Consider the following 25321-nt stretch of genomic DNA (forward strand, 5'->3'; position numbering starts at 1 on the left):
CGGCAGAGCCATCATTGTTCCTCACTCCGCAACGGACGGACCCCCCGGGGCTGCGGTTCCGCCTTCCGCATCCCGGAGTTACAACGGAACGATGTCGGGCGCCCCCAGCCGGGCGGCGTCCGCCGTCTGGTCGTCCGGCTGCCGCTGCGATTCCCGTTCCGCCTGGACCCGCTTCTCGTAGTGCTCCACTTCCTTCTCGATCTGCTGTTTGTCCCAGCCCAGCACCGGCGCCATCAACTCCGCGCACTCCCGCGCCGACCGCGTCCCGCGGTCGAAGGTCTCGATCGAGATCCGCGTCCGCCGCGTCAGAACGTCGTCCAGGTGCCGCGCCCCCTCGTGGGAGGCGGCGTACACGACCTCCGCGCGCAGGTAGTCGTCCGCCCCGGTCAACGCCTTGCCCAGTTCCGGATCGGCGGCGACCAGTTCCAGCAGTTCCTCCGTCAGCGTCCCGTAGCGGTCCAAAAGGTGTTCCACCCGGACCACATGAAGGCCCGTCCGGGCCGCGATCCTCGCCCGCGCGTTCCACAGGGCCCGGTACCCCTCGGCCCCCACCAGCGGCACGTCCTCCGTCACACACGGCGCCACCCGCTGGTCCAGCCCGTGCACCGCCTCGTCGACCGCGTCCTTCGCCATGACCCGGTACGTCGTGTACTTTCCGCCGGCGACCACCACCAGCCCCGGCACCGGATGCGCCACCGTGTGCTCGCGCGACAGCTTGCTCGTCGCGTCCGACTCGCCGGCCAGCAGCGGCCGCAGGCCCGCGTACACGCCCTGGACGTCATCCCGGGTCAGGGGCACCGCGAGCACCGAGTTGACGTGTTCCAGCACGTAGTCGATGTCGGCGCTGGACGCCGCCGGATGCGCCTTGTCCAGGTCCCAGTCGGTGTCCGTGGTCCCCACGATCCAGTGCCGCCCCCACGGGATGACGAACAGCACGGACTTCTCGGTCCGCAGGATCAGCCCCGTGGTCGAGTGGATGCGGTCCTTCGGCACGACCAGGTGGATGCCCTTGGAGGCCCGTACGTGGAACTGCCCGCGCTCCCCGATCAGCGCCTGGGTGTCGTCCGTCCACACCCCCGTGGCGTTCACGACCTGCTTCGCGCGGATGTCGTACTCGACACCGCCCTCCACGTCCCGCACGCGCGCGCCGACCACCCGTTCACCCTCGCGCAGGAACCCCACGACCCTCGCCCGGTTGGCGCAGTGCGCCCCGTACGCCGCGGCCGTCCGCACGAGCGTGGTGACGTACCGCGCGTCGTCCATCTGGGCGTCGTAGTACTGGAGGGCGCCCACCAGGGCGTCCTTGCGCAGCGCCGGAGCCACCCGCAGCGCCCGGGTGCGCGACAGGTGCCGGTGCACCGGCAGTCCCCGTCCGTGGCCGCTGGAGACCGACATCGCGTCGTACATCGCGACGCCCGCGCCGGCGTAGAGCCGCTCCCAGCCCTTGTGCTGCAACGGGTACAGGAAGGGCACGGGCTTCACCAGGTGCGGGGCGAGGCGCTCCAGCAGCAGGCCGCGCTCCTTCAGCGCCTCGCGCACGAGGGCGAAGTCGAGCATCTCCAGGTACCGCAGGCCGCCGTGGATGAGCTTGCTCGACCGGCTGGAGGTGCCCGAGGCCCAGTCCCGCGCCTCCACCAGGCCGGTGGACAGGCCCCTGGTCACGGCGTCGAGCGCGGTGCCGGCGCCGACCACGCCCGCGCCCACGACCAGCACGTCCAGTTCCCGCTCGGCCATCCGGGTGAAGGCCACGGCTCGCTGCGCCGGCCCCAGTGTCGCTGTCCTCACGGCTGCCTCCCGTTGGTGCGGGTGATCCCGCTCACATGCCCCCGTTTCTCGATTCTGACTTCCCGCACCCACATCAGCCACCGCCTGTGGACAACACAACGGTGACGTTCACCCCGGAATGCGACATATCGGTCATATATAAGCCTAGTCTGACATTGCGCCAGCTCCCCTGTCCTCGGAGGACTCGCGCGGCACCCCCTCACGCCAGGGAAGGGACGGCATCCCCATGCCCGCAGACCTCGCCGTCATCGGACTGGGCCATCTCGGCCTCCCGCTCGCGCAGGCGGCCGTCGCCGCCGGAATCGAGACGGTCGGCTACGACAGCGGTCCGGTCACGGACTCCACTCTCTCCGCTGCCGAGATCCGCCGCATGTCGGCGGCCGGCTTCCGGGTCACCACCAACCCCGCCGAGCTCGGCCGAGTCCGCACGGCCGTCATCTGCGCCCCCACCCGGCTCGGCGCCGACCGCGCGCTGGACCTCTCCGCCGTGGGCGGGGCGGGCCGCGCGCTCGCCGCGCGGCTGCGCCCGCACACCACGGTGATCCTCGAGTCCGCCGCCCACCCCGGCGTCACCGAGGACTACCTGCGGCCGATCCTGGAGGAGGGATCCGGACTCCGCGCCGGCCGGGACTTCCACCTGGCCTACTCCCCCAGCCGCCTCGACCCCGGCAACCGGACGCACGGCGTGTCCAACACCCCCAAGGTGATCGGAGGCCTCACCCCCGCCTGCACCGAGTCGGCGCACGCCTTCTACGCCCGCCTCACCGAGAAGGTCGTCCGCGCCCGCGGCCTGCGCGAGGCCGAGACCGTGCAGCTCCTCGAAACCAACTACCGCCACGTCAACATCGCCCTGATGAACGAGATGGCCGTGCTCTGCCACGACCTCGGCGTCGACCTGTGGGACGTCATCCGCTGCGCCGAGACCAAGCCGTACGGATTCCAGGCCTTCCGCCCCGGCCCCGGGGTCGGCGGCCACGGCGTCCCCCTCGACCCGAACTACCTCCCCCACACCACCCGCACCCCCGGCCACCCGCTGCGCATGGTCGGCCTGGCGCAGGAGATCAACAACCGGATGCCGCAGTACGTCATCCAGCGCTCCGCCACCCTGCTGAACGAGCACGGCAAGTCCGCCCGCGGGGCCCGCGTCCTGCTGCTCGGGGTCACGTACAAGCCCGACCTCGCCGACCAGGAGGGCTCCCCGGCCGGCGAGATCGCCAGCCGCCTCATCGACCTGGGGGCGCTGATCAGCTACCACGACCCGTACATCACGGGCTGGCGGGTCAGGGACCAGCCGGTCCCCCGCGCCGAGTCCCTGTACGAGGCCGCGGCCAACGCCGACCTCACGATCCTGCTCCAGCACCACCGCACCTACGACATGCAGGCCCTGGCGGTGAAGGCGCAGCTGCTCCTGGACACCCGCGGCGCCAGCCCGGTGGGCGCGGCCCACCGGCTCTGAGCACCGGGAGATCCCCCTGGCGACGTCCGACCGGCCTGCTCGCCTGCGGCGTCGCTTATCTCGCACTTATGCCCGAGGGCCACCTGTGCGCTCGGATCCCTGGGGGGAAATTTCCACATGAGCCAGAACTTCACGCCGCCCGCGCCCGACTCCTACTCCCCGGTCGCCGCCCCGGCCCCGGCCCGCGGCGGCAACGTCGGCCTGGCGATCCTCGCGGCGGCCGGTACCGCCGTGGTCGCGGGCGCCCTCTACGGCGCGATCATGAGCGCGATCGAATTCCAGATCGGCTACCTGGCCGCCGGCGTCGGCCTCGCGGTCGCCCTCGTCGCCGTCCGCCTCGGCGGCCGCAACCCCCTCCTCCCGGTCCTGAGCGCCGTGCTGACGCTCGCCGGCGTGTACGCCGGCTACCTCCTGGAGATGGCCCTCGCCGAGCACGAAGGGATCCCGGTCTCCGAACTGCTCACCAGCGAGCTCGTGAACCTCAACCAGCGCTACGTGGACAACATCGACCCGATCTCGATCCTCTTCTACGCGATCGGCGCCTACGCCGCCTTCCAGGCGGCCCGCAAGTCCGCCGGCTGACGCACCGGCCGCCGACAGGACGCTGGGCAGGCACGACGGGTCCGGCTGCGGCCGCGCATCCCGGTCGACGGGATCCGTCCCGGTCCATGATCCGTGCGCCCCGCTCATACCCCTCCCCGGTCGATCCGGCCCCCTACCGGCCGACGATCGGCGCGCTCGCCCCGCTCGACGCCGGCGTTCCGGCCTCCGTGGTCCGCATGCCGCCGCCGATCCGGACCACGCATGCCGAAGGGCCCGGCCCCCGCAACGGGGGGCCGGGCCCTTCGGCATGAATCACCCGGGTTCAGCGGCGGTGCTGAGAGTCCGCGACGGTGACCTCGACGCGCTGGAACTCCTTGAGCTCGCTGTAGCCGGTGGTGGCCATCGAGCGGCGCAGCGCGCCGAAGATGTTCATCGAGCCGTCCGGGCTGTGCGAGGGACCGGTGAGGATCTCCTCGGTGGTGCCGACGGTGCCCAGGTCGACCTTCTTGCCGCGCGGCACGTCCTCGTGGACGGCCTCCATGCCCCAGTGGTTGCCCCTGCCGGGCGCGTCCGTGGCGCGGGCCAGCGGGGAGCCCATCATCACCGCGTCGGCGCCGCAGGCCACGGCCTTCGGGATGTCGCCCGACCAGCCCACGCCGCCGTCGGCGATGACGTGCACGTAGCGGCCGCCGGACTCGTCCATGTAGTCGCGGCGGGCCGCGGCCACGTCCGCGACGGCGGTCGCCATCGGGACCTGGATGCCGAGCACGTTGCGGGTGGTGTGCGCGGCGCCGCCGCCGAAGCCGACGAGGACACCGGCAGCGCCGGTGCGCATCAAGTGCAGGGCCGCCGTGTAGGTGGCGCAGCCGCCCACGATGACCGGGACGTCCAGCTCGTAGATGAACTGCTTCAGGTTCAGCGGCTCGGCGGCACCCGAGACGTGCTCGGCCGACACGGTGGTGCCGCGGATCACGAAGATGTCCACGCCCGCGTCGACGACGGCCTTGGAGAACTCGGCCGTGCGCTGCGGGGAGAGCGCGGCGGCGGTGACGACACCGGAGTCGCGCACCTCCTTGATCCGCTGGCGGATCAGGTCCGCCTGGATCGGAGCGGAGTAGATCTCCTGGAGGCGGCGGGTCGCGGCCTCCTCGTCCAGCTCCGTGATCTCGTCGAGCAGGGGCTGCGGGTCCTCGTAACGGGTCCACAGGCCTTCGAGGTTCAGCACGCCGAGGCCGCCGAGCTCGCCGATGCGGATCGCGGTCTGCGGGGAGACGACCGAGTCCATGGGGGCGGCCAGGAAGGGGAGCTCGAAGCGGTACGCGTCGATCTGCCAGGCGATCGAGACCTCCTTCGGGTCCCGGGTACGCCGGCTCGGGACGATGGCGATGTCGTCGAACGCGTACGCCCTGCGGCCGCGCTTGCCGCGCCCGATCTCGATCTCAGTCACGTGTGGTGGCCTTTCCTCTGGGTCTGCCCGTCCAGTATCCCCGAACCCCGGCGGGTCGCGTTCCGGTGACCGCTGTACGGACGCCATGCGAGAGGGGCGGACCCGGTGATCCGGGCCCGCCCCTCCGCCTTGCGCCTGCTCAGCCCTTGCGGCTGTAGTTCGGGGCCTCGACGGTCATCTGGATGTCGTGCGGGTGGCTCTCCTTGAGGCCCGCCGACGTGATGCGCACGAAGCGGCCGTTCTCCTGGAGCTCCGGCACGGTGCGCCCGCCCACGTAGAACATCGACTGGCGCAGGCCGCCGACGAGCTGGTGGACGACCGCGGACAGCGGACCGCGGTAGGGCACCTGGCCCTCGATGCCCTCGGGGATGAGCTTGTCGTCGCCGCCCACGCCCTCCTGGAAGTAGCGGTCCTTGGAGAAGGAGCGCTGGTCGCCGCGGGACTGCATCGCGCCGAGCGAGCCCATGCCGCGGTAGGACTTGAACTGCTTGCCGTTGATGAAGAGCAGCTCGCCCGGGGACTCCTCGCAGCCGGCGAGCAGCGAGCCGAGCATCACCGTGTCGGCGCCCGCGACGAGGGCCTTCGCGATGTCGCCGGAGTACTGCAGGCCGCCGTCGCCGATGACCGGGACGCCGGCCGCCTTGGCGGCGAGCGCGGCCTCGTAGATCGCGGTGACCTGCGGGACGCCGATGCCGGCGACGACGCGGGTGGTGCAGATGGAGCCGGGGCCGACGCCGACCTTGATGCCGTCGCAGCCGGCGTCGATCAGCGCCTGGGCGCCGTCGCGGGTCGCGACGTTGCCGCCGATGACGTCGACCGTGGCGTTCGACTTGATCTTGGCGACCATGTCGCCGACCAGGCGGGAGTGACCGTGGGCGGTGTCGACGACGATGAAGTCGGCGCCCGCCTCGATCAGGGCCTGGGCACGCTCGTACGCGTCGCCAGCGACACCGACGGCCGCGCCGACGAGGAGGCGGCCGTCCTTGTCCTTGGCGGCGTTCGGGTACTTCTCGGCCTTGACGAAGTCCTTGACCGTGATGAGGCCCTTGAGGACGCCCCCGTCGTCGACCAGCGGAAGCTTCTCGATCTTGTGGCGGCGCAGCAGCTCCATGGCGTCCACGCCGGAGATGCCCACCTTGCCCGTGACCAGCGGCATCGGCGTCATGACCTCGCGCACCTGGCGGCTGCGGTCCGACTCGAAGGCCATGTCGCGGTTGGTGACGATGCCCAGGAGCTTGCCCGCGGGGTCGGTGACCGGCACGCCGGAGATGCGGAACTTCGCGCAGAGCTCGTCGGCCTCGCGCAGCGTCGCGTCCGGGTGCACCGTGATCGGGTCGGTGACCATGCCGGACTCGGAGCGCTTGACCAGGTCCACCTGGTTCGCCTGGTCGGCGATCGACAGGTTGCGGTGCAGCACGCCGACGCCGCCCTGGCGGGCCATCGCGATGGCCATGCGGGCCTCGGTGACCTTGTCCATGGCCGCGGACAGCAGCGGGATGTTCACACGCACGTTGCGGGAGATGAGGGAAGAGGTGTCGATGTCGTTCGGCGCCATGTCCGACGCGCCCGGCAGCAGCAGCACGTCGTCGTAGGTCAGTCCGAGCGTCGCGAATTTGTCGGGCACTCCGTCGGCAGTCATGACACCTTCCCAAATGGTCTTGCTCAGCGCGGATGTCCATGCTAACGGGATCCCGACGCGTCTCATTCCACGACCAAGGTCAACCGGAAGATTCGTAGTTTCCTACGGGTAGGCCTACTGCTCGGCGAGCGCGCGGAGCCTGCTGAGCGCCCGGTGCTGGGCCACGCGCACGGCACCGGGGGACATCCCGAGCATCTGGCCGGTCTCCTCGGCGGTCAGCCCGACGGCCACCCGCAGGACGAGGAGTTCGCGCTGGTTCTCCGGAAGGTTCGCCAGCAGCTTCTTGGCCCAGGCGGCGTCGCTGCTCAGCAGCGCGCGCTCCTCCGGGCCGAGCGAGTCGTCGGGCCGCTCGGGCATCTCGTCGGACGGCACGGCCGTGCTGCCCGGGTGCCTCATGGCGGCCCGCTGCAGGTCGGCGACCTTGTGCGCGGCGATGGCGAAGACGAATGCCTCGAAGGGCCGACCGGTGTCCCGGTAGCGCGGCAGCGCCATCAGGACGGCGACGCAGACCTCCTGCGCCAGGTCCTCCACGAAGTGGCGAGCGTCACCCGGAAGCCGTGACAGCCGGGTGCGGCAGTAGCGGATGGCGAGCGGGTGCACGAAGGCGAGCAGGTCGTGCGTGGCCTGCTCGTCACCCTCCACCGCCCGGCGGACCAGCGCGCTGACGCCCCCGGCACTGCCGCCTCCGGCGGCGCCGGTGGGGCCTGTGGCCGCGGGGGACCCCAGGGCCTCGTCGTCGCGCATCCGTCCATGGTGCCTTGGCGCCGGAGCATCCGCGGCACCGTGGCCCTTGTTGTGCGTCGAAGCGTTATGAGCGGGTGCGCCGGAACTCTGCATCTGCGCCCTCCCCTCCCGCTCGGCCGAATAGTCCCCGAGAGACTCCACACCCTCAAGGATGCGGCATCGCGCACGAAGCGAGACGTCCCCCGGATTGTGCCCCGCCAACCCCCGGGTGCGCACCGGGTACGGCGGGACGGGGCTACCGCGACGAGAAGGGGCGCCGGCAGGCGCCGAACGACGGCAAGAGCGGCGCGCCGCCCCGTCCACCGGTGGCGGACGGGACCGCTCTCGACGATCCGCGGTGTGCGGCGGAGCGGGCGGGGCCCGGCCGCGGCGGGTCAGCGGACGAGACCCCAGCGGAAGCCGAGCGCCACGGCGTGCGCGCGGTCCGAGGCGCCGAGCTTCTTGAAGAGCCGGCGGGCGTGCGTCTTGACCGTGTCCTCCGAGAGGAAGAGCTCGCGCCCGATCTCCGCGTTGGACCGGCCGTGACTCATGCCCTCCAGGACCTGGATCTCGCGCGCGGTGAGGGTGGGCGCGGCGCCCATCTCGGCGGAGCGGAGCCGGCGCGGGGCCAGCCGCCAGGTCGGGTCGGCGAGGGCCTGGGTGACCGTGGCCCGCAGCTCGGCGCGAGAAGCGTCCTTGTGCAGGTAGCCGCGGGCTCCGGCGGCGACCGCGAGGGCCACGCCGTCCAGGTCCTCGGCGACCGTCAGCATGATGATGCGGGCGCCGGGGTCGGCCGAGAGGAGGCGGCGCACCGTCTCCACACCGCCGAGCCCGGGCATCCGTACATCCATCAGGATCAGGTCGGAGCGGTCGGCGCCCCAGCGGCGGAGGACTTCCTCGCCGTTGGCAGCCGTCGTCACACGCTCGACGCCGGGCACGGTGGCAACCGCTCGACGGAGCGCCTCTCGGGCAAGCGGGGAGTCGTCGCAGACGAGGACGGATGTCATGACCGCCCTCCGCAGCTGCTGATGCGCGTCACCTTGAGCCTCCAGGCTGGTACGTATCGTCACCTGTGCGGTCGATGCTCCCGGACACCTGTCCGAGAACTTGTGGGTTCAACCGCCTTCGCACTCTCAACGATGGTCACTCGAAAGAGTTACGGGTCGGACGGACACCTTCGGCACTCTACGTGAGGAAGCGATCACGACGGGGGAGGCGCGAGCTGCTTGTCCTCCATCTGGAGCTATGCCCTATTTGGCGGCTTTCCTTCCGTTTGGCACGTGTCTGAGGCTAGATTCCCAATGAGTCATATTTACATCTACTCCGACAGTAGGTGTGGAGACCCTTGGAGACATGGACCCGTATCCGCCTCAGTACCGGCACCAAGAGGACTACCAATGGCAGATTTCTCCCGCCTCCCCGGACCGAACGCCGACCTCTGGGACTGGCAGCTGCTAGCCGCCTGCCGCGGGGTCGACAGCTCCCTCTTCTTCCACCCGGAGGGCGAGCGGGGCGCGGCCAGGAGCGCGCGCGAGGCCTCGGCTAAAGAGGTCTGCATGCGATGCCCGGTTCGTTCGGAATGCGCTGCGCACGCACTCGCCGTCCGTGAGCCCTACGGGGTGTGGGGCGGCCTCACGGAGGACGAGCGCGAGGAACTGATGGGCCGCGCCCGGCATCGACTGATCCCCGCGTCGAGTGCGATCGGACCGATCGCGCCGCACTGAGAGCCGCCCAAACGACGGAAGGAACGTTTCCTCCGCGCCACACCCGCCCACCTGCCCGAGCGTGTCGCCGCCAGGTCCCGGTTCACGCGTTCGGCCGTACGCGCCCCGGCGCGTACGGCCGCCGCGCCGGGCCGGGGTGTACGGCCGGGGTGTACGGCCGGGCTGTGCGCTCACGCGTCCGGCCGGGCCCGCGTCAGCGCGTGGCCGCCGCCGCCCGCTCCAGCTCGGCCAGGGTCGCGGCCACGGCCGGCACCCGGGCCAGGTCGTACAGCGTCAGCGCCACGACCTCCCGCTCGACGGCCGGCTCGACGACGACCGTACTGACGCCCTTGGCCCGGACGGATTCCACCGCGAGCTCCGGCAGCACCGCGACACCCAGCCCCGCGCCGACCAGGCCGACCACCGCCGGGTAGTCGTCGGTGGCGAAGTCGATCCGCGGGGTGAAGCCCGCCTCCTCGCACACCTCCACCAGATGGCGGCGGCAGCGCGGGCAGCCCGCGATCCAGGGCTCGTCGGCCAGCTCCGCCATGCCCACGCGCTCGGCCCCGGCCAGCGCGTGCCCCTCGGGGACCAGCCCCACGAGCCGGTCGGTCAGCAGCGGCCGCACCACGAGGTCGTCCCACTCGGCGGCGGACCCGGCGGACCCGCCGTAGCGGAAGGCCAGCGCCAGGTCGCAGTCGCCCTCGCGCAGCATCTCCACCGACCGCGGCGGTTCGGCCTCGACCAGGGAGATACGGGTGCCCGGGTGCTCGGCGCGCATCGCCGCGAGCGCGGTCGGCACCAGGGTGGAGCTGCCGCTGGGGAAGGACACGAGCCGCACCCGGCCCGCGCGCAGCCCGGCGATGGCCGCGACCTCCTCCTCGGCGGCGGTCAGCCCGGCCAGGATCCCGGCGGCGTGCCGGACCAGGGCCTCGCCCGCCTGGGTCAGCCGCATCTCGCGGCCGGTGCGGATGAGCAGCGGGGTGCCGGCCGACTGCTCCAGCGCCTTCATCTGCTGGGAGACGGCGGGCTGGGTACAGCCGAGCTCACGCGCGGCGGCGGAGAAGGATCCGGTCCCGGCGACGGCGCGCAGTACCCGGAGATGACGTGCCTCGATCACCCTCTGAGCATAAGGCCCGCTTTCATCGCTGCGCGAATACCCCTGTGACGCTTTGGGGTAGCCCGGTTAGCCTGTGCGCATGGGTCCCATGCATCTGATCTCCGTGAACCTCGGCGCCGCCTCCCCTTCCGAGCACACCGACGCGAAGAGCGGGGTGACGGGCATCGGCAAGCGTCCCGTTCCCGGCCCGGTCCGCGTCCTCGCCCCCGGCGCGAAGGCGACCGGCCTCGGCAGCGGCCTGGAGGGCGACGCCGTCTGCGACCGCCGCCACCACGGCGGCGACCACCAGGCCGTCTACGCGTACGCCCGCGAGGACCTGGACCTGTGGGAGCGCGAGCTGGGCCGCGAGCTGCCCGGCGGGCTCTTCGGCGAGAACTTCACGACCTCCGGCATCGACCTGAACACCGCGCGGCTCGGCGACCGCTGGCGGGTCGGCACGGACCTCGTCCTCGAAGTGGCCTCGGCCCGCATACCGTGCCGCACCTTTCAGGGGGTGCTGGGCGAGGCGGGCTGGGTCAGGCGGTTCACCCGGGAGGCCAGGCCGGGCGCGTACCTGCGGGTGATCCAGGAAGGCTCGGTCTCCCCCGGCGACCCCATCGAGATCATCCACCGGCCGGACCATGACGTGACGGTGCAGCTGTGGTTCCGCGCCTTCACCACCGAGCGCGCCCTGCTGCCGCGCACCCTGGCCGCGGGGGCGGCGATGGAGCCGGAGGCGCATGAGACCGTGCGCCAGTACGTCGAGAAGTACGGGGCCGGGGCCGGCGTGCGATAACGCTGTCACCCGGGGCCGCTAGGTTGCGCCTATGACGACTGCGTTGATTACGGGAGCCACGGCGGGCATCGGCGCCGCCTTCGCCCGGCGGCTGGCCGCCCAGGGACACAACCTCGTGCTGGTGGCGCGCGACACCAAGCGGCTGGGTGAGCAGGCCACGGAGCTGCACGACCTGCACGGCATCGAGGCCGAGGTGCTGGCCGCCGACCTCTCCACGGAGGGGGGCATCGCGGCGGTGGAGAAGCGCCTCGGCGACCGTACGCACCCGGTCGACCTGCTGGTCAACAACGCGGGCTTCGGCAACAAGGGCCGCTACCTCGAGGTCTCCATGGCCGACGAGCTGACCATGCTGAAGGTCCACATCGAGGCGGTGCTGCGGCTGACCTCGGCGGCTTCGGAGTCGATGCGCTCGCGCGGCCGCGGCGGCGTGATCAACGTGGCCTCGGTGGCCGCCTTCGTACCCCGTGGTACGTACGGGGCCAGCAAGGCCTGGGTCGTGCAGTTCACCCAGGGCGCGGCGCGGGACATGGCGGGGTCCGGGGTCCGGCTGATGGCGCTGTGCCCCGGCTTCGTACGCACGGAGTTCCACCAGCGCGCCGGCATGGGCACGGACAACATCCCCGGCTGGATGTGGCTCGACGCCGACAAGCTGGTGGCGGCGGCGCTGGCCGACCTGGCGCGCGGGAAGACGGTGTCGATCCCGGACCCGCGGTACAAGGCGCTGATGGGCGTCGTGAAGCTGGCTCCGCGCGGGCTGCTGGGCGGGGTGTCTTCGCGTACGGGCCGCAAGTACGGGCCCCAGTAGCGTTCGTGACCCGTCGGTAGCCCCGTTGGAGCACCACCGAATCCGCCAAACGGGCCAACCCTCCCTAAACTGGACATGTCCCATCTCAGGCGGGAGGCGACGCGATGACATTCGTACAGGTGATCGATTATGAGACCACGCGGTTCGACGAGATGAACGCACTCATCGACCGCTGGGCGGAACAGAGCAGCGGCAGGCGCACCGCCACGCACACGATGATCGGCCAGGACCGCGAGGCCCGGAACCACTACGTGGACATGGTGGAATTCGCCTCGTACGAGGAGGCGATGAGGAACTCTCAGCTCCCAGAGACGGACCGGATGTTCCAGGAGATGGTGGCCCTCTGCGAGGGAATGCCGAAGTTCATGAACCTCGACGTGGTCCGCGACGAACACCTCAACAAGCAGCTCTGCAACCGGGTGTTCCAGGAAGCCGCCACGGCCGGCGACATGAGCGTCCTGGACGAGTGCTTCGCCACGAACTACATCGACCACGACGCCAGCAAGGAGGAACCCACCGTCATCGGGCGCGAGGGCATGCGCTCCGACATGGAGACGTGGCGCGCGGCCTTCGACATGACCTTCGAGCCGATCGCCCAGGTGTCCGAGGGCGACATGGTCACGACGGTGTGGAACTGGCGCGGCACCCACAAGGGAGAGTTCATGGGGGTCGCACCGACCGGGAAGACGTACGAGATGTCCGGGACCACGACCTTCCGGTGCCAGGACGGAGAGATCATCGAGGGCTGGTGGCACTACAACCCCGGAGCCCTGCAGCGCCAGATGGGCGGAACCGGATCGCCCTACGGAACCTGAGCCCGAACACGGGGAAGGCCCCGCTCCGCGACTGCGGAACGGGGCCTTCGACGTGGAGCGGGGTCAGTGGCTGTGGCCGTGACCGTGGCCGTGACCGGCGTCGCCCTCGTCCTCCGCCGGCTTCTCGACGACCAGGGTCTCGGTCGTGAGCAGCAGGGAGGCGATGGAGGCGGCGTTCTCCAGCGCGGAACGGGTGACCTTCACCGGGTCGATGACGCCGGCCTTGACCAGGTCGCCGTACTCGCCGGTGGCGGCGTTGAAGCCCTGGCCCTTGTCGAGCTCGGAGACCTTCGAGGTGATGACGTAGCCCTCGAGGCCCGCGTTCTCGGCGATCCAGCGCAGCGGCTCGACGGCGGCGCGGCGCACGACCGCGACACCGGTGGCCTCGTCACCCGACAGGCCGAGGTTGCCCTCGAGGACCTTGACGGCGTGGACGAGCGCGGAGCCACCGCCGGAGACGATGCCCTCCTCGACCGCGGCACGGGTCGCGGAGATGGCGTCCTCGAGACGGTGCTTCTTCTCCTTGAGCTCCACCTCGGTGGCGGCGCCGACCTTGATGACGCAGACGCCGCCGGCGAGCTTCGCCAGGCGCTCCTGCAGCTTCTCGCGGTCCCAGTCGGAGTCCGTGGACTCGATCTCGGCCTTGATCTGGTTCACGCGGCCGAGGACCTCGTCGGAGCTGCCCCCACCGTCGACGATGGTGGTGTCGTCCTTGGAGATGGTCACGCGGCGGGCGGAGCCCAGCACGTCCAGACCGGCCTGGTCGAGCTTGAGGCCGACCTCCTCGGCGATGACGGTGGCACCGGTGAGGGTCGCCATGTCCTGCAGCATCGCCTTGCGGCGGTCACCGAAGCCGGGGGCCTTGACGGCCACCGCGTTGAAGGTGCCGCGGATCTTGTTGACGACGAGGGTGGAGAGCGCCTCGCCCTCGACGTCCTCGGCGATGATCAGCAGCGGCTTGGAGCCACCCGCCTGGATGACCTTCTCCAGCAGCGGCAGGAGGTCCTGGATGGAGGAGATCTTGCCCTGGTTGATCAGGATGTACGGGTCGTCGAGGACGGCCTCCATACGCTCCTGGTCGGAGACCATGTACGGGGAGAGGTAGCCCTTGTCGAAGGCCATGCCCTCGGTGAACTCCAGCTCCAGGCCGAAGGTGTTGGACTCCTCGACGGTGATGACACCGTCCTTGCCGACCTTGTCCATCGCCTCGGCGATGAGCTCGCCGACCTGCTGGTCCTGCGCGGAGAGCGCAGCCACGGCGGCGATGTCGGACTTGTCCTCGATCGGGCGGGCCGTCGCGAGGAGCTCGTCGGAGACGGCCTTGACCGCGGCGTCGATGCCCTTCTTCAGGGCGGCCGGGGACGCGCCCGCGGCGACGTTGCGCAGACCCTCGCGGACCAGCGCCTGGGCCAGCACGGTGGCGGTGGTGGTGCCGTCACCCGCGATGTCGTTGGTCTTGGTCGCCACCTCCTTCACGAGCTGCGCGCCCAGGTTCTCGTACGGGTCGTCCAGCTCGACCTCGCGGGCGATGGTGACACCGTCGTTGGTGATGGTGGGGGCGCCGAACTTCTTGTCGATGACGACGTTGCGGCCCTTGGGGCCGATCGTCACCTTGACCGTGTCGGCAAGCTTGTTGACGCCGCGCTCGAGGGCGCGACGGGCGTCCTCGTCGAACTTCAGGATCTTCGCCATGGGAGCGGTTCAGCCCTCTCGAAAACTCGGTTTAACGGGCTGCGCCCCTCGCCGCCCGGCAATCAGCGGGGTGACCAGGGGCGCAGCTCAAAGCAGTACTGATGAAGAGAATTACTTCTCGACGATCGCGAGCACGTCGCGGGCCGAGAGGACGAGGTATTCCTCGCCGCTGTACTTCACTTCGGTGCCGCCGTACTTGCTGTAGAGCACGATGTCGCCGACGGTGACGTCCAGCGGGAGACGCTGGCCGTCCTCGAAGCGACCCGGACCGACCGCGAGGACGACGCCCTCCTGGGGCTTCTCCTTCGCGGTGTCCGGGATGACCAGGCCGGAGGCCGTGGTCTGCTCGGCGTCGAGCGGCTGGACCACAATGCGGTCCTCAAGCGGCTTGATGGCAACCTTGGAGCTGGCGGTCGTCACGATCCGACCTCCCCCTTCGGAGATCCGGGGTTAACTGTCTGAGGTGGCGACCAGGTCGATCCGTCGTCGCGGGTGCCGGATCTGCCTGTCGCTGTGTTGGCACTCACCGGGGGCGAGTGCCAGGTGCGAGACTATTCCGGCGATTAGCACTCGGTCAAGCGGAGTGCCAATTCCCGTCGGCCGGGCGTTGCGCGGATCCCCTGCGGGGGGCCTCGGCGGACCGGTCGGCACTGGGGAGCCGGCGGCCTCCAGCAGGCCCGAGCTGCGGCCGATTCCGGGCGGGCGGCCCGGCCGATCCCCTGCGGGGTGCTGACGGTGTGCGGGTGGCCGGTGCCCCGCACGAGGATCTCCTGAGCTCGGTGGGGGCGAGCATCTCGCGGCCGTACCCGGCGAGTCCCGCCTCCCTCCCGGGCCGAGGAGCCTTCTGCACACCCCCACCCCACCGCCGGCTCCGGCAGCACCCACACCCGGGATCCCGGTACGCCTTCCCGCCCGGACCGGCTTCGCCAGTGCCCGGGGATCCCCCGGGGCTTCGGAAGGAACCTTGGGGAGGCCATCAACGTCGTTGATGACATGAAGATAAAGCGCCTCATTGCCGAGCAGAACGGACCCAAAGCCTCCGCCGGCCCCGGCGAACGGAGCGCCTCCGCCGATCCGGGAGGCCCGCTACCCCCCGCGCCCTTCCCGTCCGCCCCCAGGGACGTCAGCGGCATCCCGTGCGTGGACTGAGGCCGCTGACGGCGGCGGGCGCCCGCCGTCGCACCGAGGCGCTGCTCCTCGCCTTCGTCATCGCCATCGCCGTCTTCGGGCACGCGGCCGCGGGCCTCGCGATGAACGGCGAGCTCCCGCCCAACCTCGCCGGCTTCGCCATCAGCATGACGCTGCTGTCGCTGGTGGGACACCTGGGCGTGCGCCGCTTCGCGGCCTACGCGGACCCGCTCGTCTTCCCGCTCGCCATGCTGCTGACCGAGCTGGGGCTGGTACTGATCCACCGCCTCGACCAGGGCTACATCGAACGGTGGAACTCGGACGCCAACGCCCCGGGCCAACTGCTGTGGACGGTGGTCGGCGTCGCCGCCTGCGTCGCGGTACTGGCCCTGCTGCGCGACCACCGGCTGCTCCAGCGGTTCATCTACATCACGATGGCCGTCGCGCTGGTGCTGCTGATCGCGCCGGCGTTCTTCGGCGCGGACAGGTACGGCGCCAAGCGGTGGATCATCCTCTTCGGCTTCTCGGTCCAGCCCGGCGAGTTCGTGAAGATCATGATCGCCGTCTTCTTCGCCGGCTACCTGGTCGTCCACCGCGACGCGCTGGCCCTGACCGGTCGCAGGTTCCTCGGCATGCGGCTCCCCCCGATGCGCCAGCTGGGACCCATCATCACGGTGTGGATCCTCTCGATGCTGGTGCTGGTCTTCGAGCGGGACCTGGGCACGTCGCTGATCTTCTTCGGCGTCTTCGTGGTGATGCTGTACGTCGCCACCGAGCGCACCAGCTGGATCGTGTGCGGCGTGCTCATGGCCTCGGCGGGCGCCTTTGTCGTCGGCTCGACGGAGCCGCACGTCAAGGCGCGCGTGGCGGCCTGGCTGAATCCGCTCTCCGTCTACTGGGAGAACCCTCCCCCGGGCGTCACCTCGGACCAGTCGGCGCAGGCGCTGTTCAGCTTCGGCACGGGCGGGATCTCGGGGACCGGCCTCGGCATGGGCCACCCCGAGCTGATCAAGTTCGCCGGCCGCAGCGACTTCATCCTCACGACGGTGGGCGAGGAACTCGGCCTGGCCGGGGTCATGGCCGTACTGATCCTCTACGGGCTCCTCGTGCAGCGCGGGCTGCGGATGGCCCTCGGGGCCCGCGACCCCTTCGGCAAGATGCTGGCGGTGGGGCTGGCCTCGGCGCTGGCCCTGCAGGTCTTCGTGGTCGCCGGGGGCGTCACGGGCCTGATCCCCCTCACGGGCAAGGCACTGCCCTTCCTGGCCAAGGGGGGCTCGTCCCTCCTGGCAAACTGGATCATGATCGCCCTCCTCCTCCGCATCAGCGACAGCGCGGAGCGCCAACGCGAGGCGGACGCCGACGGCCCGGCGGAAACGACGATCACGCCGGTGGCGCGGGCGTAGGGGGCGGGGCGGCTTCGGGGGGGGGGCGGGGCGACGCGGCTTCGGGGGCGCGGGGCGGCTTCGGGGGCGCGGGGCGGCTTCGGGGGGGGGCGGGGCGGCTTCGGGGGGGGCGGGGCGGCTTCGGGGGGGGGCGGGGCGGCTTCGGGGGGGGGGCGATCTCCTCGGGCGGGATCAGAGAAGTGCTGGGGGTTTCCCGTCAGTCCCATCGTCTCTCCGTGTCGGGCCGGCCCGTCAAGGGCGCTCCTTCGTCGCGTCACTTCGTGATGGCCTTCGGCCACCCTTGACCGACCGTCCCGCCCCGGAAATCCGAAAGACTGCCGGGAAACCCCCAGAGGGACGGGCCGGGACCAGTTTCCAGGGACGGGGCGTCGGATGCGTCCGGGCGGAGCCCGGTGCGCGTCAAATCGCTACGCGCTCCTGCGAGACGGCGTCCGCGAGCCCTTTGGGCTGGGCATAAGCCGCCCCAAATCGCTACGCGCTCCTGCGAGACGGCGGCTGCGAGCCCCTTGGGTTGGGCATAGGCCGCCATCGATCGCTACGCGCTTCTCGATGACGGCGTCCGGCCCTTATCTGGGGCTGATGGGGGCGATATCGAGGGGCGGAAGGGCGATCCATCGGCTCAGCCGAACCCAACCCCCATCAAGACCACGACAAGATTCCACCCGCCGGTACAGACAGGGGCAATTGGGGCGAATTGACGGCTCTTTGCGGCACACACCCGCCCAGACCTGGATCGGCATCGCTCCAGCCGTCATCTGACGCCTTTCCTCCCCCACACAGGGGCCGGACGCTGTCCGTGAAGAGTGGAGGAAGGTTTCTGCGGCCCGCGACCAGCCCCAGACGGATCGCAGACGACTGATCGCGAAGCGAGTAGCGGTTGGTGGCGGCTTATGCCAGCCCAAGGGGCTCGCAGGCGCCGTCTCGCAGGAGCGCGTAGCGATTGGTGGCGGCTTATGCCCAGCCCGAGAGGCTCGCAGGCGCCGTCTCGCAGGAGCGCGTAGCGATTGGTGGCGGCTTATGCCCAGCCCAAGAGGCTCGCGGACGCCGTCAGGCAGGAGCGCGTAGCGATTGGTGGCGGCTTATGCCCAGCCCAAGGGGCTCGCAGGCGCCGTCTCGCAGGAGCGTGTAGCGATTGGTGGCGGCTTATGCCCAGCCCACGGGGCTCGCGGACGCCGTCTCGCAGGAGCGGTAGCGATTGGACGCGCACCGGGCTCTGCCCGCGCATCGCTGGCCGCCCCGTCTCTTGCTCGATCCCCCGGCCCGTTCCTTTGGGGGTTTCCCGGCTGTCCTCGTATGTCCGTGGCGGGACGGTCGGTCAAGGGTGGAGCGCAGCGACATCGCGAAGCGACGCGACGAAGGAGCGCCCTTGACGGGCCGGCCCGACACGGAGAGACGATGGGACTGACGGGAAACCCCCAGCACATCCCTGACACCGCCCGAGCGGCTCCCGACCCCGCGAAGCCGCCCTTACAGGTAGTCCTCCAGTCGCCCTATCCGGTAGCCCTGCTCCTGGATGCGCTGGAGCATGCGGGTCGTCATCTCGATTTCCGTCGCGCCCTTGAGTTCGGACGGGCCGCGGAAGTGGGCCAGGATGATGTCGCCGGGCTGGAGGGCGGAGCCCTGGGCGTACTGGAAGTTGTTGATCTGCATCGACACCCGCCACAGGAGCACCGACGAGACACCGCACTCCGAGGCCGCCCGGAGGGTGTCGTCGTTGTAGTTGCCGAATGGCGGGCGGAAGAGCGGCGGGCGCTGGCCGAAGCGCTTTTCCAGCGTGTCCTGCTGGCCGCATATCTCCTTCTTCTGCGCCTCGAAGGAGAGGGTCCGCAGGTTCGGGTGGGTCAGCGTGTGGTTGTTCACCGTGCTCGCCGAGCCGTTGTCACGGAGCTTCTCGAAGTGCCCGTAGTCCGACGAGGCCACGCTGTCCGTGAGGAACATGCTGATCGGCAGCTTGAGATCGGCCGCCATCTTGAGGAACTCGGGGTCCTTCTCAGCGCCGTCGTCGAAGGTCAGGAAGACTGTCTTGTCCCCGGCCGGCAGGGGTATTCGGTCTATCACCGGGACCTTGCCGGGGGCCGCCTTCGGGATCTGCGGCTTCTGGGCGGGCTTCGGCGCGTACTGGACGGGGGCCGTCAGGCCCCACTTCTTGTACGCCTCGTCGGAGGCACCCCCCTGCCCGCCCCCTTGCGCACCGCCGGAGTCCGGCGCAGGAACCGTCGCCGACGCGGACGGCGTCGGCTCCTGCGTCGCCTTGCGGCCCAGCCGTTCCATGGGGTCCACGCTCTCCCCGCACCCCGTCAGGGAGAGCGCGAGCGCGCCGGCCGCCAACGTTCCGGCCACCAACCGGCGCGCATACCTCACAAGTAGTCCTCCAGGCGAGCCACGGCATATCCCTTGTCCGTGACGGTCTTCATGACATGACGGATCATGTCAGGCATCGTGCCCTTCCAGTCCTCCTTACCCCGGAAATGCGTGAGGATGATGTCACCGGGGTGCAGGTCGCGGTCCCATTCGCGGTAGTCCATGCGGTTCGTGAACGCCTCGGCGTTCCACAGCGGGACGGCCTTGATGCCGCAGGACTTCGCCGCCTTGAGGGTGTCGTCGTTGTAGTTGCCGTACGGCGGCCGGAAGAGGGTCGGCCGCTTGCCGAACGTCTTCTGGATGGTGTCCTGCTGGCCGCAGATCTCCTCGCGCTGCTGCTCGTACGACAGCCCGGGCATGTAGCGGTGGTTGAGGGTGTGGTTGTTCAGGGTGACGCCGGCGGCCTGCATCTGCTTGAAGTACGGATAGTTGTCCTTCACCAGGTAGTCGCTGAGGAAGGCCGTGTACGGGATCTTCAGCTCCTGCATCATCTTCAGGAACTCGGGGTCCTTCTCGGAGCCGTCGTCGATGGTCAGGAAGACGACTTTGTCCTCCGTGGGGACGGTGGTGAAGACCGGGGGCAGTTCGTCCTCTTCGTGGTTCCACACCTCGAAGCCGTCGCGCGTGCTGATGTGGGGCTTCTCCTTCGGCGCCGCGGGGGCGGCGAGCGGCACCTTGCGCAGCCCCCACTTCTTCGCCGCGGCGATGCGCGCCTGCTGCAGTGCCTTGGCCTTCTCGGCGGCGCTGAGCGCACCCGCGGCGCCCGCCTCCGAGCCCTTGGCCGCCTTCGTCTTCTCGGCCTTGTCCGGCCCGCCCGACTCGCCGGAGCCGCAGGCCGTGCCGAGGGCGGCCACCAGCAGGGCGGCCACGGCCACCCCGAACCGGCCGCGCGCACCCGCTGCGTACCGGTGACCCAGTTGCGTCTTATCTTCCTTTTGTCCGACTAGCTGCATAGCTGCGCATCCTGGCATCCGACACGCGGGCTCCCGGGACGACACCGCGCACCGGGCTGCGACGTTCCTCCGACCGGCCCACACACCCCGTCGCCGACAATGGACCCGTGACCCCCGACGACTTCGCCGCCCTCCTCACCCCCGAGGGCCGCGCCCTCCTCGACTCGCTCCGCGACTACGACCCCGCCCAGGAGCTGGCCGTCGCCACCAGGCTGCGCCGCGAGCACCCCGCCGGGCTGGTCTCCGCGGCCCTCGGGCAGGCCCGGCTGCGGCAGCGCGCGGTGGCGAAGTTCGGGGCCGAGGACGCCTTCCGGATGTACTTCACCCCCGGCGGCGGCGAGATGGCCACCCGCGCGTCCGTGGCCTCGTACCGGGCCGAGCGGCTCGCGGCCCTCGGCGTACGAAGCCTCGCGGACCTGTGCTGCGGCATCGGCGGGGACGCCCTCGCCATGGCCCGCCTCGGCATCCGGGTGCTCGCGGTGGACCACGATCCGCTGACGGCCGCCGTCGCGCGCGCCAATGCCGAGGCTCTGGGCCTGGCGGACCTCATCGAGGTCCGCCAGGCCGACGTGACGGAGGTGGACACCTCCGGCCACGACGCCGTCTTCATCGACCCGGCCCGGCGCGGGGGCCGCGGTCGGATCTTCGATCCGGAGTCCTATTCGCCGCCGCTGTCGTGGGCCGTGGAGACGGCCCGCGCGGCGGAGTGCGCCGCCATCAAGATCGCCCCCGGGATCCCGCACGAGGCGGTCCCGGCCGAGGCCGAGGCCGAGTGGATCTCCGACCAGGGGGACGTCAAGGAGGCCGTGCTCTGGTTCGGCACCGCCCCCGGGACCGTGCGCGCCACCCTGCTCCCCGGGCCGCGCGAGCTGCACACCGCCGATCCGCTGCCCGATCCGGAGGCCGGGCCGGTGGGCCGCTGGCTTTACGAGCCCGACGGAGCCGTGATCCGCGCCCATCTGGTCGCCGAGGTCGCCGAGCAGCTGAAGGGCCGGCTCATCGACCCGACCATCGCCTACGTCACCGCGGACGAGCTGCGCGCGACGCCGTACGCGACGGCGTACGAGATCACCGACGTGCTGCCTTTCGGTCTGAAGAAGCTGAAGGCCCTGCTGCGCGAGCGCGAGGTCGGAATCCTGACCGTGAAGAAGCGCGGTTCGGCCGTCGAGCCCGAGGAGCTGCGCAAGAAGGTCAAGCCGCAGGGCCCGAACTCGGCGACCGTCTTCCTGACCCGGGTGGCGGGCGCCCCCTCGATGCTGATCGGCGCCCCCGCCGCGCCGCCTGCGGCGACGCTCGGGCAGTGACGTGCCGGGCGGCGCTGGGCGGCCACGGGCCGAGGTGTCGGCCCGGCTCCGGGCGGGCAGCCGCCCGCCCGGCTCGTCGGCCTCCGCAGGCCCGGCCGGCTAACCCCCGTCGACCTCCACCGACTCGAAGCGCCAGCGGTGCACCGCGCGCGTGATCAGGTCGGCGGCCGGTTCGGGCAGTTCGGGCAGGTCCGCCGCGAGGCCCTCGGCCGCTTCCCACCAGGTGATCACGAGCACCCGGTCCTGCGGAGCCCGCAACACCTCGCGGCGCACCGGGTCCCGGGCCAGGACTTGGGCGCGGGCCCACTCCAGCAGCTCGTTGCCGCGGCCGTCGGCGGCCCGGGCCTCCCACATCAGGACGACGGTGCTCACGAGTACAGGTTGTCCTTGCTCAGCTCGTGCACGTGGTCGTGGTCGTGACTGTGGCCATGCCCGTGCCCGTGCGACTGGCCGTGGTCGTGGCCGTGGGACGTCCCCGGCACGTGCGGGTCCGTGACCGGCAGCGAGGAGTCCGCCGAGAGGTCCCAGTCGGAGGCCGGCCGGTTCCGCTTGACCATCTCCGCGCCCAGCGCGGCCACCATCGCGCCGTTGTCCGTGCAGAGCTTCGGCCGCGGCACGCGCAGGGTGATCCCCGCGGCGTCGCAGCGCTCCTGGGCGAGCGAGCGGAGCCGGGAGTTGGCCGCCACACCGCCGCCGATCATCAGGTGGTCGACACCCTCGTCCTTGCACGCCCGGATCGCCTTGCGCGTCAGGACGTCCACCACGGCCTCCTGGAAGGACGCCGCCACGTCGCGTACCGGCACCTCCTCGCCCGCGTTCCGCTTCGCCTCGATCCAGCGGGCCACGGCCGTCTTCAGGCCGGAGAAGGAGAAGTCGTACGCGGGGTCGCGCGAGCCCGTCAGGCCGCGCGGGAAGTTGATCGCCTTCGGGTCGCCCTCCTTCGCGAGCCGGTCGATGACCGGGCCGCCGGGGAAGCCGAGCTGCAGCACGCGCGCGATCTTGTCGAAGGCCTCGCCCGCGGCGTCGTCGATGGTCGCGCCGAGCGGCCGTACGTCGGAGGTGATGTCGGGCGCCAGCAGCAGCGAGGAGTGTCCGCCGGACACCAGGAGCGCCATCGTCGGCTCCGGCAGCGGCCCGTGCTCCAGCTGGTCCACGCAGATGTGCGAGGCCAGGTGGTTGACGCCGTACAGGGGCTTGCCCAGGGCGTATGCGTAGGCCTTGGCGGCCGAGGTGCCCACCAGCAGCGCCCCGGCGAGGCCGGGTCCGGCCGTGACCGCGATGCCGTCGAGGTCGCGGGCGCTGACGCCGGCCTCCTTCAGGGCGCGTTCGATGGTGGGGACCATCGCCTCCAGGTGGGCCCGCGAGGCCACCTCGGGCACGACGCCGCCGAAGCGGGCGTGCTCGTCGACGCTCGACGCGATCGCGTCCGCGAGGAGGGTGGTGCCGCGGACGACGCCGACGCCGGTCTCGTCGCAGGACGTCTCGATGCCGAGGACGAGCGGTTCGTCAGCCATTGCTCTCACTGCTCTCAGTTCGTGCTTGTGCGGGGTCGGTCAGTCGCATGACGAGCGCGTCGACGTTGCCCGGCTGGTAGTAGCCGCGCCGGAAGCCGATGGGCTCGAAGCCGAAGCGCTCGTAGAGCTTCTGGGCGCGGGTGTTGTCCACGCGCACCTCCAGCAGCACCTCGGCGCACTCGAACGCGGTGGCGGCGCGCAGCAGGTCGGTCAGGAGCCGGGCGCCGAGCCCGGTCCCCCACTGGTCGCGGGCGGCCGCGATGGTCTGTACGTCGGCCAGGTCGCCGGCGGCGGCCAGCCCGGCGTAGCCGACGAGGCGGCCGTCGGCCGTCTCGGCGACGACGTAGCGGCGGGTGGCCTGCGGGCCGCGGGCGTGGGCCAGTTCGGACCAGAACATCCCGGCGGACCAGGCGTCCTCGGGGAAGAGGTCGTGCTCGAGTTCCAGCACCGGTGCGATGTCCCACCAGCGCATCTCGCGCAGAACCGTCTCGGCCGTGGTCACTGCGGGGTGACCACCTTGTAGTTCTTGGGCACCTGCGCGTCGGGGCGGCGCAGGTAGAGCGGGGTCGGAGGGAGGAACTCCGCGCCCGCCGCGAGTCGTTCCGCGGCGAGGGAGGCCAGTGCGGCGGCCGACTGGTGCTCGGGGCCGCGTGCGTCGGGGAACACCTCGGGGTACAGGAGCGCGCCCTGGCCCACCGCGGGCACTCCCGCGACCTGTTCGGCGATCTCCGCCGGGCGGTCCACGGCGGGCTCGCCGACGCGCGTGCGCGGGTCCTCGTAGCGTGCCCAGTAGACCTCCTTGCGCCGCGCGTCGGTGGCGACGGTGAAGGGGCCCTCGATCCCGGCGGTGCCCGCGGCGTAGGCGAGTCCGTCGAGCGTGCACAGGCCGTGGACGGGCACGCCCAGCACGGCGGCGAAGGTGGAGGCGGTGACGAGGCCGACGCGCAGTCCGGTGTAGGGGCCGGGTCCGACGCCGACCACGATGCCGGTGACGGCGTCGAGCTTCAGCCCGGCCTCGGCGAGGATCCGGTCCACGGAGGGGAGGAGCAGCTCCCCGTGGCGGCGGGCGTCGACCTGGCTGGACGCGGCGAGGACGGACTCGCCGTCGTGCAGGGCGACGGTGACGGCGGGCGTGGCGGTATCTACTGCGAGCAAGAGCACGCGAACAGCCTACGACTCCGGCGGCCGCGCCCCTTGCGCCCGGTCGTTGAGCGGGGCGGCTGCTACCTTTCGACCGAGGGATCACGAGGGATCACGTCAGCGCGGAGAGGTGGAGCAAGGTGGCACGCAGCAGCTCGGGAATCGTGGCCGGGCTCACCGCCGCGGCGATCGCCGCCGTCGGCTTCCTCGGCTACCAGGCCTCCGCCACGGCGCCGGCGCACCCCCCGCAGGCAGCCGCGCAGGAGCCGGCGCCCGCCCCGAGCCCCGCGGCCGCGGGCAAGCAGGATCCGGCGAAGCCGGTGCCCGTGCCGGAGGGTTCCGGCACCGGTGTGCGCGTCGTGTACTCGGTTGGTCAGAAGCGGGTGTGGCTGGTGGGGGACGCCGCTCAGCAGCAGCCGAAGTCGTTCCCGGTGATGCCGAGCACGGTGCATCCCAAGCCGGGCACCTACATCGTGGGTTCGCGTTCGGGCTCGGTCACGGGCTCGGACGGTGTGCCGATCGAACACGTCGTCCGGTTCGCCACCGCCGAGGGCGTGGCGGTCGGTTTCAGCGCCCGCGTGGACGGCACGACCCCGGAGCCCGACCCGAACAAGAAGACCGGCGGCATCCGCATGACGCGCGCCGACGGCGACGCGATGTGGGCCTTCGCGACGATCAATTCCAAGGTCGTCGTCACGCCCTGACGGGCCGCCCTTCCTTCACCCGTACGGGGGACCCGCCAGAGGCCGTTCGTGCGGTATGGGCCCATCAAGCCCCTTGGGGGCCGCCAGACCCCTTCAGGCCGCTTCGGATTCCGGAGCGGCCTGTTCGCGTACGCCGCCCTCGGGTCCGTCCTCGCCCGGTACGCGTTCTTCGCGTGAGGGCGGCGTCGAGACGGCCGTGGCGGCCATGCCGGCGGCGAGCAGTGCGTGCATGGGGACGGCGGACGGGCGGGGGTGGCGCTGTGCTCCTGCTGGTGCCGACATGGCTGCCTCCTGGGACCCCGGGACACCGT

24 protein-coding genes are annotated in these 25321 nt (G+C 71.2%); 9 read left to right on the forward strand and 15 right to left on the reverse strand.

Going from position 1 to position 25321, the window contains the following annotated elements; genetic code table 11:
* Window positions 1-78 precede the first annotated feature (78 nt).
* Window positions 79-1785: a glycerol-3-phosphate dehydrogenase/oxidase gene (locus tag ACZ3X1_RS14920; protein ID WP_356811195.1), complete on the reverse strand. Its 1707-nt coding sequence runs from the start codon at window positions 1783-1785 to the stop codon at window positions 79-81.
* A gap of 226 nt (window positions 1786-2011) precedes the next feature.
* Here ACZ3X1_RS14920 and ACZ3X1_RS14925 point away from each other — a divergent pair, with 226 nt between their 5' ends.
* Both ACZ3X1_RS14925 and ACZ3X1_RS14930 read left to right on the forward strand, forming a co-directional pair.
* Window positions 2012-3241, forward strand: a complete 1230-nt coding sequence (locus ACZ3X1_RS14925) for a nucleotide sugar dehydrogenase (RefSeq protein ID WP_356811196.1) — start codon at window positions 2012-2014, stop codon at window positions 3239-3241.
* A gap of 117 nt (window positions 3242-3358) precedes the next feature.
* Window positions 3359-3823, forward strand: a complete 465-nt coding sequence (locus ACZ3X1_RS14930; RefSeq protein WP_467279955.1) for a hypothetical protein — start codon at window positions 3359-3361, stop codon at window positions 3821-3823.
* Between the two features lie 283 nt (window positions 3824-4106).
* Here ACZ3X1_RS14930 and ACZ3X1_RS14935 read toward each other — a convergent pair whose 3' ends face one another.
* The 4 genes from ACZ3X1_RS14935 to ACZ3X1_RS14950 form a co-directional block, all read right to left on the reverse strand.
* The gene (locus ACZ3X1_RS14935) at window positions 4107-5231 is read right to left on the reverse strand and encodes a GuaB3 family IMP dehydrogenase-related protein (RefSeq protein ID WP_356811198.1); all 1125 of its coding nucleotides are present in this window, start codon (window positions 5229-5231) and stop codon (window positions 4107-4109) included.
* Window positions 5232-5370: 139 nt separating this feature from the next.
* Window positions 5371-6870 (reverse strand): IMP dehydrogenase, encoded by a 1500-nt coding sequence (gene guaB, locus ACZ3X1_RS14940; RefSeq protein WP_356811199.1) that lies wholly within the window; start codon window positions 6868-6870, stop codon window positions 5371-5373.
* Between the two features lie 114 nt (window positions 6871-6984).
* Entirely contained in the window at window positions 6985-7614 is a 630-nt protein-coding gene (locus tag ACZ3X1_RS14945) for a sigma-70 family RNA polymerase sigma factor (RefSeq protein ID WP_030659530.1), read from the reverse strand.
* A gap of 374 nt (window positions 7615-7988) precedes the next feature.
* Window positions 7989-8600 carry a response regulator transcription factor gene (locus ACZ3X1_RS14950; RefSeq protein ID WP_003948568.1) on the reverse strand — a complete coding sequence of 204 codons (612 nt, stop codon included), beginning with the start codon at window positions 8598-8600 and terminating at the stop codon, window positions 7989-7991.
* A gap of 390 nt (window positions 8601-8990) precedes the next feature.
* Between ACZ3X1_RS14950 and ACZ3X1_RS14955 the strand changes: the two genes are divergently transcribed.
* Window positions 8991-9317: a WhiB family transcriptional regulator gene (locus tag ACZ3X1_RS14955; protein WP_030027725.1), complete on the forward strand. Its 327-nt coding sequence runs from the start codon at window positions 8991-8993 to the stop codon at window positions 9315-9317.
* 193 nt (window positions 9318-9510) lie between these two features.
* Here ACZ3X1_RS14955 and ACZ3X1_RS14960 read toward each other — a convergent pair whose 3' ends face one another.
* Window positions 9511-10416, reverse strand: coding sequence for a LysR family transcriptional regulator (locus tag ACZ3X1_RS14960; RefSeq protein WP_356811200.1), 906 nt, complete (start codon window positions 10414-10416; stop codon window positions 9511-9513).
* Window positions 10417-10504: 88 nt separating this feature from the next.
* On the opposite strand from ACZ3X1_RS14960, the gene ACZ3X1_RS14965 reads away from it, so the two are divergent.
* The 3 genes from ACZ3X1_RS14965 to ACZ3X1_RS14975 all read left to right on the forward strand — a co-directional run bounded on the left by ACZ3X1_RS14965 (window position 10505) and on the right by ACZ3X1_RS14975 (window position 12811).
* Window positions 10505-11191: an MOSC domain-containing protein gene (locus tag ACZ3X1_RS14965; RefSeq protein WP_362625332.1), complete on the forward strand. Its 687-nt coding sequence runs from the start codon at window positions 10505-10507 to the stop codon at window positions 11189-11191.
* Window positions 11192-11222: 31 nt separating this feature from the next.
* The gene (locus ACZ3X1_RS14970) at window positions 11223-11996 is read left to right on the forward strand and encodes an SDR family NAD(P)-dependent oxidoreductase (protein ID WP_467279956.1); all 774 of its coding nucleotides are present in this window, start codon (window positions 11223-11225) and stop codon (window positions 11994-11996) included.
* A 104-nt stretch (window positions 11997-12100) separates the two neighbouring features.
* Entirely contained in the window at window positions 12101-12811 is a 711-nt protein-coding gene (locus ACZ3X1_RS14975; RefSeq protein WP_356811202.1) for an ester cyclase, read from the forward strand.
* A gap of 63 nt (window positions 12812-12874) precedes the next feature.
* On the opposite strand, the gene groL is transcribed toward ACZ3X1_RS14975, so the two are convergent.
* Together groL and groES are read right to left on the reverse strand one after the other, a co-directional pair.
* A complete protein-coding gene (gene groL / locus ACZ3X1_RS14980; protein ID WP_356811203.1) occupies window positions 12875-14503 on the reverse strand; it encodes a chaperonin GroEL in 1629 nt (542 codons plus the stop codon).
* Window positions 14504-14614: 111 nt separating this feature from the next.
* A complete protein-coding gene (groES, locus tag ACZ3X1_RS14985; RefSeq protein WP_030011064.1) occupies window positions 14615-14923 on the reverse strand; it encodes a co-chaperone GroES in 309 nt (102 codons plus the stop codon).
* Window positions 14924-15639: 716 nt separating this feature from the next.
* Between groES and ACZ3X1_RS14990 the strand changes: the two genes are divergently transcribed.
* Window positions 15640-17034 (forward strand): FtsW/RodA/SpoVE family cell cycle protein, encoded by a 1395-nt coding sequence (locus tag ACZ3X1_RS14990; RefSeq protein ID WP_467279957.1) that lies wholly within the window; start codon window positions 15640-15642, stop codon window positions 17032-17034.
* 1467 nt (window positions 17035-18501) lie between these two features.
* Here ACZ3X1_RS14990 and ACZ3X1_RS14995 read toward each other — a convergent pair.
* Window positions 18502-19377, reverse strand: coding sequence for a polysaccharide deacetylase family protein (locus tag ACZ3X1_RS14995; RefSeq protein WP_467279958.1), 876 nt, complete (start codon window positions 19375-19377; stop codon window positions 18502-18504).
* Between the two features lie 14 nt (window positions 19378-19391).
* Entirely contained in the window at window positions 19392-20348 is a 957-nt protein-coding gene (locus ACZ3X1_RS15000; protein WP_436842055.1) for a polysaccharide deacetylase family protein, read from the reverse strand.
* A gap of 107 nt (window positions 20349-20455) precedes the next feature.
* Between ACZ3X1_RS15000 and ACZ3X1_RS15005 the strand changes: the two genes are divergently transcribed.
* Window positions 20456-21652 carry a class I SAM-dependent methyltransferase gene (locus ACZ3X1_RS15005; protein WP_467279959.1) on the forward strand — a complete coding sequence of 399 codons (1197 nt, stop codon included), beginning with the start codon at window positions 20456-20458 and terminating at the stop codon, window positions 21650-21652.
* Between the two features lie 99 nt (window positions 21653-21751).
* On the opposite strand, the gene ACZ3X1_RS15010 is transcribed toward ACZ3X1_RS15005, so the two are convergent.
* Genes ACZ3X1_RS15010 through tsaB form a run of 4 tightly spaced genes read right to left on the reverse strand, consistent with a single transcriptional unit; the run spans window position 21752 to window position 24327 of the window.
* Window positions 21752-22024, reverse strand: coding sequence for a hypothetical protein (locus ACZ3X1_RS15010; RefSeq protein WP_362625088.1), 273 nt, complete (start codon window positions 22022-22024; stop codon window positions 21752-21754).
* The gene (gene tsaD / locus ACZ3X1_RS15015) at window positions 22021-23166 is read right to left on the reverse strand and encodes a tRNA (adenosine(37)-N6)-threonylcarbamoyltransferase complex transferase subunit TsaD (RefSeq protein WP_356811209.1); all 1146 of its coding nucleotides are present in this window, start codon (window positions 23164-23166) and stop codon (window positions 22021-22023) included. Before tsaD ends, ACZ3X1_RS15010 begins: the two co-directional genes overlap by 4 nt.
* Complete coding sequence (rimI, locus tag ACZ3X1_RS15020; RefSeq protein WP_030653711.1) at window positions 23159-23638, reverse strand: ribosomal protein S18-alanine N-acetyltransferase; 480 nt, start codon at window positions 23636-23638, stop codon at window positions 23159-23161. Before rimI ends, tsaD begins: the two co-directional genes overlap by 8 nt.
* Before the next feature lie 26 nt (window positions 23639-23664).
* A complete protein-coding gene (tsaB, locus tag ACZ3X1_RS15025) occupies window positions 23665-24327 on the reverse strand; it encodes a tRNA (adenosine(37)-N6)-threonylcarbamoyltransferase complex dimerization subunit type 1 TsaB (protein WP_467279960.1) in 663 nt (220 codons plus the stop codon).
* A 119-nt stretch (window positions 24328-24446) separates the two neighbouring features.
* On the opposite strand from tsaB, the gene ACZ3X1_RS15030 reads away from it, so the two are divergent.
* The gene (locus ACZ3X1_RS15030) at window positions 24447-25010 is read left to right on the forward strand and encodes a hypothetical protein (protein WP_356811211.1); all 564 of its coding nucleotides are present in this window, start codon (window positions 24447-24449) and stop codon (window positions 25008-25010) included.
* Between the two features lie 93 nt (window positions 25011-25103).
* Here the strand turns inward: ACZ3X1_RS15030 and ACZ3X1_RS15035 are convergent, their stop codons facing one another.
* Window positions 25104-25292 (reverse strand): hypothetical protein, encoded by a 189-nt coding sequence (locus ACZ3X1_RS15035; protein WP_356811212.1) that lies wholly within the window; start codon window positions 25290-25292, stop codon window positions 25104-25106.
* Window positions 25293-25321: the final 29 nt, after the last annotated feature.

Source organism: Streptomyces sp. NPDC023541 (assembly GCF_055559995.1).